Annotated in this window: 16 protein-coding genes and 2 pseudogenes; 12 read left to right on the top strand and 6 right to left on the bottom strand. The window is 38.8% G+C overall.

The window, feature by feature from the left end; genetic code table 11:
* The first annotated feature begins 10 nt into the window (after window positions 1-10).
* The 8 genes from XBJ1_RS09225 to XBJ1_RS09260 all read left to right on the top strand — a co-directional run bounded on the left by XBJ1_RS09225 (window position 11) and on the right by XBJ1_RS09260 (window position 6,489).
* Window positions 11-967 (top strand): aldo/keto reductase, encoded by a 957-nt coding sequence (locus XBJ1_RS09225; protein ID WP_038198822.1) that lies wholly within the window; start codon window positions 11-13, stop codon window positions 965-967.
* 25 nt (window positions 968-992) lie between these two features.
* Window positions 993-1,889, top strand: a complete 897-nt coding sequence (locus XBJ1_RS09230) for a hypothetical protein (protein WP_038198819.1) — start codon at window positions 993-995, stop codon at window positions 1,887-1,889.
* A 30-nt stretch (window positions 1,890-1,919) separates the two neighbouring features.
* Entirely contained in the window at window positions 1,920-2,795 is an 876-nt protein-coding gene (locus XBJ1_RS09235; RefSeq protein WP_012988623.1) for an amidohydrolase family protein, read from the top strand.
* Window positions 2,773-3,768, top strand: a complete 996-nt coding sequence (locus tag XBJ1_RS09240; RefSeq protein WP_012988624.1) for an ABC transporter ATP-binding protein — start codon at window positions 2,773-2,775, stop codon at window positions 3,766-3,768. Before XBJ1_RS09235 ends, XBJ1_RS09240 begins: the two co-directional genes overlap by 23 nt.
* The gene (locus tag XBJ1_RS09245; RefSeq protein ID WP_012988625.1) at window positions 3,752-4,558 is read left to right on the top strand and encodes an ABC transporter permease; all 807 of its coding nucleotides are present in this window, start codon (window positions 3,752-3,754) and stop codon (window positions 4,556-4,558) included. The genes XBJ1_RS09240 and XBJ1_RS09245 overlap by 17 nt, the downstream gene beginning before the upstream one ends.
* A 4-nt stretch (window positions 4,559-4,562) precedes the next feature.
* Window positions 4,563-5,345, top strand: a complete 783-nt coding sequence (locus tag XBJ1_RS09250; protein WP_012988626.1) for an ABC transporter permease — start codon at window positions 4,563-4,565, stop codon at window positions 5,343-5,345.
* 142 nt (window positions 5,346-5,487) lie between these two features.
* Window positions 5,488-5,805: a helix-turn-helix domain-containing protein gene (locus XBJ1_RS09255; RefSeq protein ID WP_012988627.1), complete on the top strand. Its 318-nt coding sequence runs from the start codon at window positions 5,488-5,490 to the stop codon at window positions 5,803-5,805.
* Between the two features lie 159 nt (window positions 5,806-5,964).
* Window positions 5,965-6,489 (top strand): IS630 family transposase, encoded by a 525-nt coding sequence (locus XBJ1_RS09260; RefSeq protein WP_230578767.1) that lies wholly within the window; start codon window positions 5,965-5,967, stop codon window positions 6,487-6,489.
* 194 nt (window positions 6,490-6,683) lie between these two features.
* Here XBJ1_RS09260 and XBJ1_RS09265 read toward each other — a convergent pair whose 3' ends face one another.
* The 3 genes from XBJ1_RS09265 to arsH all read right to left on the bottom strand — a co-directional run bounded on the left by XBJ1_RS09265 (window position 6,684) and on the right by arsH (window position 10,090).
* On the bottom strand, window positions 6,684-8,144 hold the full coding sequence (locus XBJ1_RS09265) for a carboxypeptidase M32 (protein WP_012988630.1): 1,461 nt from the start codon (window positions 8,142-8,144) through the stop codon (window positions 6,684-6,686).
* Window position 8,145: 1 nt separating this feature from the next.
* Window positions 8,146-9,291 carry a PQQ-binding-like beta-propeller repeat protein gene (locus XBJ1_RS09270; protein ID WP_012988631.1) on the bottom strand — a complete coding sequence of 382 codons (1,146 nt, stop codon included), beginning with the start codon at window positions 9,289-9,291 and terminating at the stop codon, window positions 8,146-8,148.
* A 127-nt stretch (window positions 9,292-9,418) separates the two neighbouring features.
* A complete protein-coding gene (arsH, locus tag XBJ1_RS09275; RefSeq protein WP_012988632.1) occupies window positions 9,419-10,090 on the bottom strand; it encodes an arsenical resistance protein ArsH in 672 nt (223 codons plus the stop codon).
* 242 nt (window positions 10,091-10,332) lie between these two features.
* On the opposite strand from arsH, the pseudogene XBJ1_RS20780 reads away from it, so the two are divergent.
* The 3 genes and pseudogenes from XBJ1_RS20780 to XBJ1_RS09290 form a co-directional block, all read left to right on the top strand.
* Window positions 10,333-10,901 (top strand): annotated as a pseudogene (locus XBJ1_RS20780) (IS1 family transposase); the annotation flags it as partial.
* Between the two features lie 71 nt (window positions 10,902-10,972).
* Window positions 10,973-11,557 (top strand): annotated as a pseudogene (locus XBJ1_RS22485) (ISAs1 family transposase); the annotation flags it as partial.
* A 97-nt stretch (window positions 11,558-11,654) separates the two neighbouring features.
* On the top strand, window positions 11,655-11,996 hold the full coding sequence (locus XBJ1_RS09290) for a hypothetical protein (RefSeq protein ID WP_012988638.1): 342 nt from the start codon (window positions 11,655-11,657) through the stop codon (window positions 11,994-11,996).
* Between the two features lie 107 nt (window positions 11,997-12,103).
* On the opposite strand, the gene ychF is transcribed toward XBJ1_RS09290, so the two are convergent.
* On the bottom strand, window positions 12,104-13,195 hold the full coding sequence (gene ychF, locus XBJ1_RS09295; RefSeq protein ID WP_012988639.1) for a redox-regulated ATPase YchF: 1,092 nt from the start codon (window positions 13,193-13,195) through the stop codon (window positions 12,104-12,106).
* A 112-nt stretch (window positions 13,196-13,307) separates the two neighbouring features.
* On the bottom strand, window positions 13,308-13,898 hold the full coding sequence (pth, locus tag XBJ1_RS09300) for an aminoacyl-tRNA hydrolase (protein WP_012988640.1): 591 nt from the start codon (window positions 13,896-13,898) through the stop codon (window positions 13,308-13,310).
* A 332-nt stretch (window positions 13,899-14,230) separates the two neighbouring features.
* On the opposite strand from pth, the gene ychH reads away from it, so the two are divergent.
* On the top strand, window positions 14,231-14,506 hold the full coding sequence (gene ychH, locus XBJ1_RS09305) for a stress-induced protein YchH (protein WP_012988641.1): 276 nt from the start codon (window positions 14,231-14,233) through the stop codon (window positions 14,504-14,506).
* Between the two features lie 66 nt (window positions 14,507-14,572).
* Here ychH and XBJ1_RS09310 read toward each other — a convergent pair whose 3' ends face one another.
* On the bottom strand, window positions 14,573-16,525 hold the full coding sequence (locus XBJ1_RS09310; protein ID WP_012988642.1) for an autotransporter domain-containing esterase: 1,953 nt from the start codon (window positions 16,523-16,525) through the stop codon (window positions 14,573-14,575).
* Window positions 16,526-16,766 lie beyond the last annotated feature (241 nt).

Consider the following 16,766-nt stretch of genomic DNA (forward strand, 5'->3'; position numbering starts at 1 on the left):
GATTACTTATATGAAATATAAAACACTTGGAAATAGCGGTGCTTATGTTTCAACCATATGCCTTGGTACGCAGCAATTTGGTCGATGGGTTGATGAAAGAAGTGCCCGTGAAATATTAAATATATTTACTGAGTATGGTGGTAATTTTATTGATACTGCCGATTGCTACCCTATTTATCTATCAGATGGAAGTGATGGTGGTGAATTATCAGAGTCTTTTATTGGTAGGTGGTTAAAATCTTATTCAAGACGAGATGACCTGATCATAGCAACAAAATTTTCAGCGCCAATGGGTGACAATCCAAATAATAAGGGTGTTTCAAGAAAATATATTATCAGGGCTGTTGAACAATCACTTAAGCGCCTGAAAACTGATTATATCGATCTTTATCAGGTACATGATGATTATTTCGATGTTCCTATGGAGGAAACGCTAAGTGCTTTGGATGATTTAGTAAGAAGAGGTTTGGTACGCTATATCGGTTGTTCAAATTTTGCAGCTTGGAGGATAATGAAATCTTTAAGTTTATGCGAGAAACGTGGTTATGTTCCCTATGTGACAGTACAGGAAAAATATAATCTTCTGGAAAAAGATGAATATGAATCTGAGCTTATGGGATTATGTCAGGAAGAAGGAATTGGCATGTTACCCTATGTTCCACTCGCGAAAGGTTTCTTGACCGGTAAATATCATCGAGGAAGTATTAATAATGGATTTTTCAGAGAAAAGGATGTGAGAACACTTTATGATAATGAAAGAAATTGGGAAGTCTTATATCTTATTCAGGAAATTGCTGAAAAAAATGAAATAACCTGTACACAAGTTGCTTTGGCATGGTTGTTGCAAAGGCCTAGTGTGGTTGCTCCTGTAGTAGGGGTTAATAGTATCAAGCAATTGAAGATAGTATTAGCATCAGTCGATGTTTCTTTATGTAGTACGGATATAGAGGAACTTGACCGACTCTAGGAATATCCAGGAAAAAGGGGGATGTGTGGCAATTGCTTTGATAGATCACTGTTATAGTATTCTTCCGACTGGAAATAGACAACAAGCCATTTCTTTGTTAAACCGATCTGGTTTTTTGGTTAGTTCTGAGCGCATACAGCATGATGGTGGAAAAGAGAGTATTTTCATCCATTTTACTGGTTCTTATCTGGAATTGATTGAGATTATTGACCTGAATCAGTTTGAATCTTCTTGTACTGTTACTGAATTGCGAGCATCAAAGTTTGGTTATCCCTATGCGTTAGTTGCTGCGACAGGAAAGATTAAAAATTGTGCAAATAAACTGAAAAAATTTTATCAAGATGTTGCTGATATTAGGTATGTTATTCCTAATATGCAAGGGTGGGAAAAAGCGGCATGGGCTATTTTAAATATTCCTGAGCATTATACACCAGGATGTTATTTTCAATTTATACAATATCTTTTACGAAAGCCTTCATGGGCAGAAATAAACTATGGACAAAATAATATTTATGGAGTTTGTGGTTTTTATTTTTGTACAAATACGCCTATCGAAGATAGGGAACATTGGTACAACTTTTTTTCTTTGATAGGAGATTGCTATAAATTTGAAGGAAAAACATTATCTATAGGCATACAGCAGATATATTGGTTACATCCTGATGAGTTTTATGCCTATTTTGGTGTTGAACCTAATTTGGATGAAAGTCAGGGAGCCAGATTAAGTGCTGTAAAACTTTTATCCTCTGATATAGAAGTTTCATTTAACTACTTAAAAAAGGGTGGGTTTCTTATAGAAGGTTATACCGAACAAGGTTTTTATACAAAAATTGATCCAAGCTTAGGATATGCCTTACATATAGTGAAAGGAAATGGTGCGTTTGATTATGCCGAGGATATTAATCGACGGTTACTGGAATAAAACTGACACACATTTTTTATTGAGGGTAAAATGAAAGACTTTGATATTAATGTATTTGATGCTCATGTTCATACCGAATTTGAAGGTGCTCCAGACCACTTTAGTGGGATAATATCAAGTTTAGATTCCTTTAAAGAATCAATAAATGGGATCAATTTTGTTGGAGCTTTGTCAGACTCTGCAGTACCTTCACAAAATCATGGTGATTTGAGTGAATATGGGATTTACCATTGTGCTGTTATAAGGGATTTAAATTATAAAATTGATATAATTGAGAAAAATATTCTTTCTGGCAAGATTTATGCAATAAAAATCAATGTTGGTTTTATACATCGGTATGCATCTGATGAATTTTTCCAGCCACTTTATATTCTCGCTGAAAAGCTAAAAGTGCCGATAATGTTTCATAGCGGTGATCCAGGTTGGTCTCATGCTAAGGTTAAGTATGCAGATCCTATTTCTTTTGACGAAATTGCGGTTGATTATCCAGGTGTCAATTTTGTTCTGGTACATGCGGGAAATCCCTGGTTTCAAAGTGCAGCAGTTGTTGCCGCTAAAAATGCCAATGTGTTTCTAGAAGGTTCATCACTGATTGATGGAGACACAAAAGCATGTTCTGACGAACGGGCAAAGAGGCTGATCTCAAAACCATTATCTTGGATAATTGATTATCTTGGTTCTTCGGAAAAATTAATTTTTGGTTCTGGCTGGCCGATGGTATATTTAAAATCCTATCTCGATCTTTTTCGTCAGGGGGTACCCGAAGAAGCTTGGAAAGATGTTTTTTGTGATAATGCCCTCAAGTTATATGGATTCGTAATAGAAAAAAGATCTGATGGGCAATTAATATGTGTACCAAAATACAAACGGAAAGATTCAAATAATGTCCATTATTCAAGTAAATAATTTATGTAAGTCCTATGAGGTTTATACTAAAAATCCAGGGTTATTAGGTAGCCTAAAATCATTCATTAAAAGAGAATATGCGATAGTAGAAGCAGTAAAATCAATCAATTTTTCCATTGACAAAGGTGAAATTGTAGGATTTCTTGGCGCTAATGGAGCAGGAAAAACTACCACAATGAAAATGTTAACTGGTATTATTAAACCGTCTTCAGGACATATCCAAGTATTAGGTTATACTCCTTATGAACGCAAGAACGAATATTTAAAATCCATAACATTTGTGGCAGGGCAAAAACAGCAATTAGCTTGGGATCTAACACCAAATGATTCTTTTATACTACATAAAGTTATTTATTCCATTAATGAAAAAGAGTTTTTAAATTATCGAGATGAACTTGTGGAAATGCTTTCCCTGAATTCAGTGATTGATAGACCAGTCCGCCATTTATCATTAGGCGAACGGATGAAATGTGAACTTGCCTTGTCATTATTGCATAAACCATCCGTATTGTTCTTAGATGAACCAACTATTGGGCTTGATGTCAATATGCAACGTTCAGTTCGTGAATTTATTGCTCATTATAATCAAATAAACAATGCAACTATTCTTTTGACATCTCATTATATGGCCGATGTTGAAGCGCTTGCTAAGCGAGTCATTATTATTAATTCAGGTGGGATTGTATATGATGGAAAATTATCACACTTAATTAAAAAGCGCTCACCAAAGAAAATTCTAAAGGCTACCATCTCAGGCCTGATAAAACCAGAATTGAGATCTCTAATTAACTCATCTTCCGATGATGGTCAAAGTATTGAGTTGATTGTAGAGCGAGATTTGCTTCCTTCTGTGGTCGCAAAGTTGATGGAAGAAAAAATCATACTTGATATTTCTATTCATGATGAGCCTATTGAAAAGGTTTTGGGAAGATATTTATCTTCATATGGTGAAACTGATGTTGAAGCAAGTTAGGAGAAGCCTGCTGTTATGGTGGGTACTTATTGGTCAATCTTTTTCAAGAGTCATTGCGTATCGCGCTCAGTCCATTATTTGGCTGTTAGGCGGTATTATGCCTATAGCAGTGATGTTTGTTTGGTTAGGGTTAGCAAAAGAAGGTGAAATTGGTAGTTATACTGCAAGTGATTTTGCAGTGTATTTTCTTTCAATTTATCTCGTTCGTCAGTTAACGGCAATTTGGGTTATGCGGCGTTTAGATCGTGATATTAGACGTGGTGAATTATCGATGTTACTTCTGCGGCCAGTTTCTCCTCTCTATAATTATGTATCTGATCATGTAGGGGAAATGATGGTCAGAGGTCCTATCATTTCACTGGTTTTTATATTAGGTATTTTACTGACAGGTAATTTACATCGTTTGGATATTAGAAATTTATTGATTTTTATTCCAGCGCTTGCCTTGGCGTGGATTATTATATTTCATCTTTATTATTGCCTTGGGTTGTTAGCATTCTGGATCAGTAACTCGATGGCATTCGATCCATTGCTTTGGGCGCTTTATACCATTTTAGGCGGAGTACTCATTCCACTTGATTTATATCCGGAGAATGTTGCTTCATGGTTAAAATTATTACCTTTTGCGTCAGCATTAGATTTTCCGGTTCAAATAATATTAGGAAAATTGGATGGCTTACTCTTGTTGATTGGATTTGGAGTGCAACTATTTTGGGTCATTTTACTGACATGTATCAGGGTATTGTTATGGAATGCAGGGCTAAAAAGATATTCAGCATCTGGAGCTTAATGCAATGAGATATATTTCATTATTTTTAGTATTACTAAGACATTCTTTCTTGCTAGAATTTGAATTTCGTTTTAATGCTCTGGTAAATTTAATCAATTCTAGTCTTTCTTGTTTGTTGGCATTATTAGTACTGACAGGATTTTTCGGTCAGGTATCTCAGGTTGGTGGCTGGACTTACTATCAGATGGTAGCTTTATTGGGGGTAACACTCATTATTGAGTCTTTGATTGATAGTTGGTTATTTCCAAGCGTTCATTCGCTCTCTGAATATATTAGGCGTGGAGATTTGGATCAAATTATTATTCGTCCTGTTGATACTCAATTTTTTGTTAGTTTCCATCGTTTTAATATATGGGATGGTGCTAATTTTATTGTTGGTTATGTGGTTGTGTTATTAGCAATGTCTCAGCAGGATGCGTTAACGATTTGGAACTTTTTACAATTTAATTTTGCTTTGTTACTAGGAGCTTGTGTTTTCTATTCCCTGTTTATGTGTTCAAATCTGCTTGCCTTTTGGTTTACTAAAGTGTCAGATGTTTGGATTATTTGCTATTCGTTAATGGATGTTGGGCGTTTTCCGGTCAGTGCGTATCCGGGTGCTTTACGGTTTTTGTTGAGTTTTTTATTACCTGTTTTCTTTGTTAGTAATGTCCCTGCTCAGGCTGCATTGGGAATAATGAGTATGGAAACATTATTATTGGCTTTTGTATATGCCATAGGTGCTCTTATTTTAACTCGTTTTTTCTGGTTAAAAGCAATTTCAAAATATAGTAGTTCAAGTAGTTAGTCTATTATTATACGTGAATATATAAATATATTTATTTAACATCACTCTGGTTTTTTTATCAGGGGAGATAAGTTAATCAATGAAATTATCTGCATTTTTGTTATAGTCGATAATACAATAAACTGACTTACCGCTTCCACTAATGAAATCGAAGAGAGTCCTTTCTGAGCCTGAACGGATCACGTTGCAACAACTCGCCCTGAATCATCCGCATCGGGACGTCCGTACGAGAGGAACCGGTTTGCTCATGCTTACCAGAGGGTTAAAGCCGCGCCAGATCGCCGTTGAGACAGGATGCAGTGTCCGGGTTATCTATAACTGGGTTCATACATGGCATGACTTCGGTATCGCGGGTCTGTTGGGCGGCCATGCCGGAGGCCGGTATCCCGCCATGACGTCTGAAATGATCGCAACAGCGGTTGAAATCGCCTGTTCCGAGTCCCTGACTTTGTCCCGATAGCTCAGGGGGTTGAGGAAAAGTACGGTTCTCTGCCCTGCACGCTTGAAACGCTGGCAAAGACACTGAAAAAACAGGGGATCACCTATAAACGAGCCCGTCTGTCGTTAAAAAAAACGCGATGAAACGGAATTTGCTGAAAAATCGGCCTTACTGGATAAGATTAAGGCCGGTGCACAATCAGGCCGCTACCGTTTGGTTTATTTTGATGAATCCGGTCTTGCCGCGTCTCCTCCGGTGCAATATGGGTGGAGTCCACGGGGAAAATCCCATGAAACCGAGCCTCAAAACTATTGCAGACGTTCCGTGCTTGGTGCGTTGAATGACACGGACAACAGTCTGTTTTATCAGACGGTATCAGGTCACATAACCCGGGCGAACGTGATAGATTTTTTGGCACAGGTGGCAAAGCAGGGAGACCATTGCCTGACATTTTTAGTGCTGGATAATGCCCGTATCCATCTTGGTATCGAGACAAAAATAAAAGTGGAGTGGTTACGTGAGCATAATATGTTTTTACTTTATCTCCCGGCGTACAGCCCTGAGCTGAATCTGATTGAAATCGTCTGGAAACAGGCCAAATATCACTGGCGGCGATTTATTACCTGGACTAAAGAGACGATGGAAGAAGAACCCAATACTTTACTGGGCGGTTATGGTAACAAATTTGCAATTAATTTTTCTTGAGTACTTATTTATATATTTTCTTAATGTTATTCATGTATATATCCAGTAGTTTGCAAGATGTAGCACGACAGCAAGTGAAAGGATCTCCAGAAGCATAGGCTACTATGTGACTGGAGTGAGTGAGCGCTACCACCAAAGTTGCAACTTGAAAGATTACGGGTACATTGAATTACTGCCCGAATTTTTTTGGGTTATTAATGTAATCTTTCTTTTAAATTGTTAATGAAATCGTCAGCACTTAGTGATTTTCCGCAACTTGATAGGATAAGATCTTCAAATTCATAATAAGAACTTTTTTTATATATTTTTTCACTTAGCCATTTTTGTATTTTATCGAATTTTCCTTGACTGATTTCATTTTTAATTGAAAATTCTTTTTCTGCTTTATTAAATAATTGAGAAGAAATAACGTTTCCAATCAGGTAGCAAGGGAAATATCCAAAATATCCCGCTGCCCAGTGAATATCTTGCCAAGGGCCTTCATGAAGGGAAGGCGCTATCCCAAGGTATAAATTATATAAATCACGCCATCTATTATTTAAATTTTTTACCGATAGCTCCCCTGAGATTAATTCTTTTTCTATCTTATATCGAATAAGTATGTGTGCTGGGTAGGTAAAATCATCAGCACTAACACGTATTCCACTTCTTCTTACTGTATTGAAATGATGAAGTAATTTTTCTTTGCTGAAATAATTTAGGTATCCAAATTGTTTATTGAGTTTTTTAGACAGATATTCTAAATACTCACTTGAGTGGCCAATTTTTTTTTCAAAAAGCAGGGCAATTCCTTCATGAATACACATTCCTCTTGAATCACCGACAGGTTGCCCACGAAATTGTCTTGGTAATCGACTTTCATAAGAGGCATGTCCCATTTCATGCATAATGGCTGAAATACTTAAGATAATATTATCTGGTTTGAAATAGCTACAAACTCTGATATCACCGGATATTCCACCAGTAAAAGGATGGACACTCTCATCGAGTCTTCCTGTCCTAAAATCAAATTTCATTTCTAACATTAGTTTTTTTGCAAATTTTTGTTGTTGATATTTAGGAATTATTGGCCAGTTATTTTTTTCTTTTGGTAATCTGTTTCTTATAGATGTAAAGTTGGCTGTGAATGATTCTATTTGATTGAATATAGGGAGAATGAAATGATCTCTTAACCCAGGCTGGTGTTGTTCTAATAGTGCATCATAAGCGCTTATATTTAGGCTATCTCCAAATGAGTACGCCATTTCTCGTGTTAGTGTAATTAATTCTTCAAAAGATTTTTCAAGAGCTTGCTGATCAGTTTGATTGGCTTGAAGGTGCCAGACTTTCTCGCATTTCATGGTTGCTTGTGTAAGTCGATTTACTAAATTTTCAGGTATTTGGGTTGCCATAGTATGTAATCGGTATATTTCTCTCATATTAGCTTTTTGCCAATCATTTAACTGGGTAATATCAATGCAATTTAGAAGTTCAGTAATTTCCTGGCTTGCTAGTATTTCATGTTGCATAGTACTGAGTAGTGATATTTGTTCTGATCTCAATAGATGGCTACGTATGGGCATCATTGTTCTTTTATCCCAATGTAGGACCATGCTGGCACCATATAGTGAATTCCATTTCTCCATTAATTTCTCTAACTTTTTATAATATTTCATTTTACACCTCATCCCATTGATAAATATATACTTTATTCCAATGTGAACCAATAATTAAATAGCCTTCTTCAGTGATAAGAGGTGCTGAATGTATTCCTGTGGGAGCGGTAATTTTCCAGCGAAACTCTCCATTTTTATGATTATGACAATGTACTGATTCAGCAAAATGGTTAGGATCATCAGTTGTACCCACAAATATTGGATCGCCATTGGGGAGGGAAGAAAATGGAGTATACACAAAACGGGTTCCTACATAATATTTCCATAATATATCAGTAGTTATAAGATCAATCCCATAAATATTTTTATCATCGCTACCTATTGTTGCTATATGTTGGTATCCAATGGATGGGCAAGAAACAATAAATCCTCCTGTTTGATGGATTGTACGTATTCTACCTGTAATTATATCAAAAATGATAATTTGACCATTCTCTTCGGTACCTATGATACCCGTATTAATACTGTAATCTAAGGCAGCGCTACCTTCAAATCTTCCTTCATTGGCAACTTCCCAAATTGTAGTACCGAATTTGTCAATACAAATTAATATCTTGTTAGTTCCAAAAATAATATTTCCTTCGGATGTTAAAGCTGGTGAACTATAAATATCATCTATAATATTTTTTTCAAAATCTCGCTTCCATATTAATTCTCCATTATTTATATTGATTGCGTACATAGAGTGATCGTAACTACCAGCATAAACAATTCCATTTTTTTCATCTATTGTAGGTGTGGAATGGAAAGCGTCATAAGCATTGAATTGCCATAGGCAATGTCCATGGGCAGAGATCATTCTTAGGGTAGCGTCTTCTCCTCCGATAATGAAATCTCCATTTCTTGTTACTGCTGGGGAACTATAAATAGGGCCATTTGTTTTTAATTGCCAAATTTTCTGAAATGTTTTTAGATGGTAACAATAAATATATCCATCATAACAACTTATGATGAATTTATTATTTCCAATGTAGCCAGGAATACTCCATATACGTTCATTAAGATTTATCTCACCACATATTTTAGGCGGTTCTGTATAATTATATCGGATGGTAGACCATTTTTTTTTGATACTTCTTAGTGATTGCTTGTTTTTATACCAGGTGTTTTTTAGATGTAAATTGAATATATTTAGGTTATATGTCATTATGTTTCCTTATATGAAAATATTAGCTTTCGTTACAAGAAACTATGTTTAAATTATAATATTTTATTATTGGTCTATCCTAGAATTAAAATTCTAGATGATCTTAGTTATCTAGGATAGATCTTTATTATTTATGGCGTTCTGAATATCTATCTAAAAAATATTGACGTTTGTCGCGTAATGTTAGAGTAAATTTTAGTAACTCTTCCATAACATCTATAAGTCTATCGTAATAAGATGATGTTCTCATACGACCTGTCTCTTCAAATTCAAGAAAAGCTTGAGATACAGATAAATGGTTAGGGATAGTGAACATACGCATATATCTGCCTATTGTTCGTAATTGATTAACAACGTTAAAAGATTGCCCCCCTCCATTGACTTGCAGTACTGCTAATGTCTTACCTTGTGTAGGACATGAAAGATTTGTCTCTAGTGTGACCCAGTCTAATTGTGATTTGAATACTGCGCTAATGGAACCATGATGTTCTGGAGAGCACCAGACTTGCCCCTCTGACCATTGCATTAATTGTTGTAATTCAACGACTTTATTATGGGAGTCAGCAGTAGTATCTGGTAAGGGGAGGTAAAAGGGATCAAAGATTCTTGTTTCAGCTCCCAGAGAATTCAGTAAAAGAGCTGCTTCTTGAACGAGTAAACGACTAAAAGAAGGTGTTCTGTTAGAACCATATAAAAGTAAAATGCGGGCTTTATGTGAAAAATCTTGCTGTTTATCCAATAGATCTAAGGAAATGATATCTGGTAACGCATGAGCCAAATTTGGTAAAATATTTGTCATCGATTTTTCCCAATAAGTTCATTAATATTTAATTTTTTTAAAATTAACTTTGATTTTTATTAATACAATAATGTTATATACTTTCTCATAATAGTTGTATGCCCGTCATTTGTTACCTAATTATCAATTTTATTATTGTGATATTAATCACGGTTTTTCCATTGAATTAATTAAATTTAGCAGCTTCAGCACCCTTATATTAAATATACTCGTTTAATGTACGCAAACACTGAACAGGTAAGGCTGGCTTCCCTCGCTACTATTGCAAAGGCTGCCAAAGAACCTTTCAACTCAACTATCGTTACAACGGCCATAAACCGGGTATGAAAGAAAAAATTGTGGATATGGCAATGAATGGCTCTGGCGGGAGAGACACAGGCCGTGTATTAGGTCTCGGTATCAATACGGTGATGCGGACATTAAAAAACTCTCGCCAAAACAAGTAACATCGCGACAGATCGCTTATGACGATGTCACACTTATCTGTGAATTGGATGAGCAGTGGTTTTTTATAGGCAATAAAAAACAACGTCATTGGCTTTGGTATGCTTTTGATACGAAAAGGAAACAAGTCATCGCCCATGTCTTTGGCCCCCGAACGGATGCAACCTGCCGAAAATTGCTCAACTTATTGGTGCCTTTTAATATTCGTTTCATCACGACCGATAACGGGGGAAGCTATGCCAGAGAAGTGGTGCCGGAAAAACATCTGGTAGGCAAAATTTTTACCCAATGTATAGAGCGGCATAATCTCAATCTGCGAATTCATATCAAGAGGTTGGCAAGAAGAACCATTTGTTACTCACGTTAAATGGAAATCCACGAAAAACTCATTGGCACATATATATTGAAAAACATCATTACAACCCTTTGGGTCATGACCAAATACTCCAACTCCTGTCGCTAAAGGAATGTTTGGTCAGCATGGATGTGGCAGGGACACAAACCAAGATTACCGAGATGATTTTAGCGAAATTAGCCGATTACTTATTAGCAGTCAAAGAGAACCAGCCCTCATTATCAGCGGAAGTCACGACGCAATTTCAGACCTTTTGGCATAATACGCCTGAGGACATTGTTGGGTTAGGTTTTTATGAAGAATTTGATACCCAATACGGAAGCAAAGATCATCGCAGTCTAATCAGAGCGAGTTGCGAAAGGAAAGGAATATGATTTTGTGAGATTTTTTATCAGTAGCCAACTAATGAGAATGCAAGGCAAGCCCTGAAAGCGACTCGAATGCACTGGTTTGTGGAGAATCAACTTCATTGGATATTAGACATTGCGTTCAGAGAAGATCAACTTCAGGCTCGGATGGGGTATGCTGGGAAAAATTTAGCCCTCATAAGAAAATGGATTTTGAATATGCTAAAACAGAATACCTCCCGAAAATTAAGTTTGGAGAACAAACGTAGATTATGTTGTTTGAGTGATGATTACTTACTTGAATCTTTTGGGTGTTTCTAAAATAGACGTTTATGCGTTAGCCCTGGGCAGTTATTGTATGTAAGGTGTTTGTTTGTTAAAGCCACTGAATATTTTTTGAAAAATTGGAAATAACGCTATGAAAGATCCTATTCGCAATGCCTCATTGTCTGCGGTAAAAGTGGCGAGTGAAATTGCGTATAATTATGTCAGTGAGGTTCGAAACCAACGAGTATTTCCCGATTCTGACGCTTTATCGGGTCTACAGAATCTTGATGGGGCATTACCTCAAAATGGAACGGATTGCCAACAAGTGCTTGTGCAGCTCCATAAGTACGGCTCGCCCGCGACGGTAGCGACAACAGGAGGCCGATATTTCGGTTTGGTTGTTGGTGGTTCAACGCCGGCAGATATTCAACGTAGCTTGAAAGCGATTGCTGATGCAATTGATGAGGTTAAGCGTTTAAACAGAATGCTATGAGATATTTAGTGTCTGTGAAAACCAAAATCCGCGCCATAGCGCGGATTTTAAAGGAGTTCTCACAGGGTCGAGATAACGTGAGATCTGATAAAGACAGAATCGTTTAATCAGACGTTAAACAAGAAGTTCATCACATCGCCATCTTTAACGATGTAGTCTTTACCTTCAGCACGCATTTTGCCGGCTTCTTTCGCGCCTTGTTCACCTTTGTAATTGATGAAATCTTCAAACGCGATGGTTTGGGCACGGATAAAGCCTTTTTCGAAGTCGGTGTGGATTTTACCCGCTGCCTGTGGCGCTGTGGCACCAATCGGAATCGTCCATGCGCGAACTTCTTTCACGCCAGCGGTGAAGTAAGTTTGCAGGTTCAGTAATTGATAACCAGCGCGAATGACACGGTTCAGACCCGGTTCTTCCAGACCCAGTTCAGCCATGAATTCTTCACGGTCGCCATCTTCCAGCTCAGCGATATCTGATTCAATAGCAGCGCAAACCGGAACAACCACAGAACCTTCTGTTTCTGCAATGGCGCGAACGGTATCAAGATGTGGATTATTCTCAAAACCATCCTCATTGACGTTGGCAATGTACATGGTTGGTTTCAAAGTCAGGAAGCTGAGGTAGCGAATCGCCGCTTTTTCTTCAGCACTCAGGTCTAAGGCGCGTAGCATACCGGCCTGCTCAAGGTGAGGAAGACATTTTTCCAGCGCATCCAATTCTGTTTTAGCATCTTTATCGCCACCTTTAGCTTTTTTCTGAACGCGGTGGATAGCACGTTCACAGGTATCCAAATCCGCCAGTGCCAGTTCGGTATTGATAATCTCGATGTCTGAGGCTGGATCAACCTGACCGGAAACGTGAATGATATTGTCGTTTTCGAAGCAACGCACAACGTGACCGATAGCTTCTGTTTCACGAATATTGGTCAGGAATTGATTACCCAGACCTTCGCCTTTTGAGGCACCTTTCACCAGACCTGCAATATCTACGAATTCCATCGTGGTTGGCAGTATGCGCTGGGGTTTGACGATTTCAGCTAATTGGTCGAGACGTGGGTCTGGCATCGGTACAACACCGGTGTTTGGCTCGATAGTGCAGAAAGGGAAGTTTGCTGCTTCGATACCTGCTTTGGTCAGCGCATTGAATAATGTAGATTTCCCAACGTTAGGCAGGCCAACGATACCGCATTTGAATCCCATATGTTTATCACCTTAAATCACTTATAAACCAACAGACAAGATGCCTGTCGGTGAGTTATACAAAATGGGCGCTATTATACACGCAATAATCAGCTGCGCCACGCACTGCCTGTTAAGCTCCTGCTCTAAAGGCATGCAGACGGTTAATGGCCTTGTTCATGCCTTCTTTCATCAGAATATCAGTACAGCTCAGTGCTTCATCAATGGCTTCATCGATTAGCTTCTGCTCACTGGCAGGAGGCTTGCCAAGTACAAAACCCACTACTTTATTTTTGTCACCCGGATGGCCGATGCCAATGCGCAGACGGTGAAAGTTAGGGTTATTACTGAACTTGTTCTGAATGTCTTTCAAACCGTTATGGCCACCGTTACTGCCCCCCAGTTTCATTTTTGCTACGCCGGGTGGCAGATCAAGCTCATCGTGTGCGACCAGAATTTCATCCGGCTGGATGCGGTAGAATCCGGCGAGAGCAAGAACTGATTTACCGCTGAGGTTCATGAAAGTTGTTGGCACCAGCAGGCGAACATCTTGCCCATTCAGATTGATACGGGCGGTATAGCCGAAAAATTTACTCTCTTCTTTCAGGGGCTGTCTGTGGCGTTGGGCTAACAAATCGACAAACCATGCTCCGGCATTATGTCTGGTCTGTGCGTATTCAGCCCCAGGGTTTGCCAGACCAACGATTAATTTTATGTTACTCACAGTCTTAGTTCGCTTATTGGCAATAAAATAAAAAAAGGGGTTTAGTTTACCTGCCTCAAGGCTTGAGTACAAAATTCATTATGATATTGAAAGGAAAGGGGCGTTATTCCTTAATAGTTGTTCAATGTGTTAAACATGGATGTTAAGTAATTGTTATTAATTCCCCCTCAGGTGAAGTGTAAAAATGCGTTGAGATTTATACAACTTGTGATCGCCGCCGCAATAACCTTTTAGATAATAAGGCTATAATATAACCAAGGATGTGTCTACTTTCGTGCTTTTGAGTTCGTTTCGTTTGCAAATTGAGTTCAGAAAAGTATTGGAGGTTGGTGATGAAACGTAAAAATGCTTTCATTCTCGGTAACATTTTTATGGGGTTAGGGATGGCGGCAATGCTGATTAGTCTGTCTTTTGTACTGCTCAGTCATGTGTTTAGTTTAGACCAGTCTGGATTTGCCACAGGTATCTCACTGATGGGTTTATTTGTTGGTGCATTGGTTTGGTTGGCAGGTGCCAGTATCGGTGGGCGTGAGCAGGTTAGTGATAAGTATTGGTGGTTGAAGAATTATGACGAGCGTTATCGCCGTAAAAAACACAGAACATCATGATTTTTATATTATTATTTATATCTAGGCAAGGCGGTTATTGATGACCACCTTGCCTTTTTGCTTATATCAGAAGCTGGCGTTGATGCCCAGACTGAAATTGTAGTTATGCTCCTGAGAGTTACCCTCGTTACGGGTTACAGAAGCGAAGCCGCGCCAGTTATTGAACAGGTTAGCATTCACACCGACAGTATATTGACGCCAGTCAGTGTTCTGTTTGCCACTTTCCTGTACAAAGGAAACTTCAGTGGAATTGATGGCGCTGCTCAGTTTATAGCGTGTGTCACCGAACTGGTGATTAAACTGGACAGAGGCATAAGGATTGAAACGGCCTAATTGGGTATCTACACGCCAGCCCAGTGTTCCGACTTTAGACGTGTAGTTCTGATCAGCAAAATGCATGGAAGTACTGTTGTTACCGGATTCACGGTAGCCTTTGATATCACCTTTATCCCATGCATACTGGATAATCGGGCTGGTGGTGATTTGATTGGTAACAGCGATATCCCAGCCAGCTGTGAGGCGTCCACCCCATTGTTTACCGGTGGTAGAACCGGTTTCCCGGCGTGTCGCCTGACCTAACTGAATAATACGTGTCAGACTATCGTATTTGTTGTTTGAGTAATGGAGATCGCCACTTAACCAACCTTTGTCATAGAAGTTCCACAACGCGTAACTTGTCACTACGTGAGCACGTCCTTCATGCGTGAAATTGGAGGCAGAGGTGCGTTCATCCTTATAGTTAGAATATACAGCGCCCAGCAGCAGGTTATCAGTGAGCTGATAATCACCACCCAGTGTGAAGGTGTTGTTGTGGCTGCCGGTGTAGCCGCCAAAGATGCCAATTTTACCCTGAGCATTGCCACCATTGCGAAGTTGTTGCAGGTGACCATCAAGGGAAGAGCGAACACCTTTGACGGGGATACGGTTGACTTGATTCAGGGTCATGACCTGTGATGGCGCATTGTAGATGGATTCAATATATTGACCCAGTATGAGATGACCTAGCGGGGTTGGGTGGAGGCTATCAGCAAATAAAAATGACTGATTACTGTCAAATTTTGGGTCTTTGGAAGAACATTCAGCATCAGACAATGATTCTGAGCAGGCATAGCCAAGAGTATTGGAAATACCATAAACCAGAGGGTTTGCGATGACTTCCTTGAGCAGACCGTTGGCATCGACACGCATAATATTACCGTTGCTCTGGCTGATTTTCTCATCTACCAGTTTATTATAGGCATCGGCTAGATTTGTGGCACCTTTACGCGCTACGCCATAGGCAGCCAGAAGCAATGCTTCGGTCTCGGCTGGATCAGTGGTTTTTGCAGCGATTTTTTTCAACGCACCGTCTAAAACTAGGTCGCGAACCTCATTATTAGGGGTAGGATATTCGTTAATTCCTGCGCGAACTTGTTGTAAAATTGCGTTGATATCATCTTGGGATTTGCCTTTTGTTTGTAACGCACCGCTGAGCACTGTTTCCAACAGTCTGGGTGTAATACCAACATCAGGAACAGTTGGTGCAATAATTAAGCCAGCACCGGCGTTAACCAGCAGATTAATCTGTTCTCCGGCGGCAGTGGCACTCCTGTTGACAATATCATAAGCATCAAATGGATTCTTTTGGCCAGCGATCAAAGCGGCTGCGAGATCATTGCCCCCTATCCAGTGAATATACACACCATTAGCATCTGCACGGTTATTATGTGCAGCCAGATATTTTTTGACTTGCTCAGTGGTATTATATTTAGGGTTTAATGACCCAATAGCAGTAGCGCCACCTTGGGCGTAATTGGTGCCACCATCTTTGGAAGCAGTGGGTTTACTACCAGTAATATGTTCAGCAACATACTCAGCATAAAGCTGACTGGTTTCTCCATCTGTGGTATATCGCCCATTATTCCCGCTATCACTCAGGCTATCGCCAAAGTCATAGGTGCTGTCATAAGCATGGGCATTGGAAATGGTACTGATTGAAAGCGCTAATAGAGCAGGTGTGAATAAAAATGCTTTTTTCATTGGCTCTTCTCCATAAAAAGTAATTTTTTATTTATCAGCGTATTGCCATGCAATGGCAAAATTCAGACGATACTTCTTCTTTGCGAAGTTAGCGGCGCTGATGTGCTAGATACTTTAAATAAATTTATGTTATACAGATGATTTAGTGACAACTACTGTCCTTGATTAAGGATGATTCCCTGTTAACTATATTCCATATCACTTTGGGCTTTTTAGATATAATATGATGCAAAAGCATACT

The organism is Xenorhabdus bovienii SS-2004, from assembly GCF_000027225.1.
GTDB classification, from domain to species: Bacteria; Pseudomonadota; Gammaproteobacteria; order Enterobacterales; family Enterobacteriaceae; genus Xenorhabdus; species Xenorhabdus bovienii_C.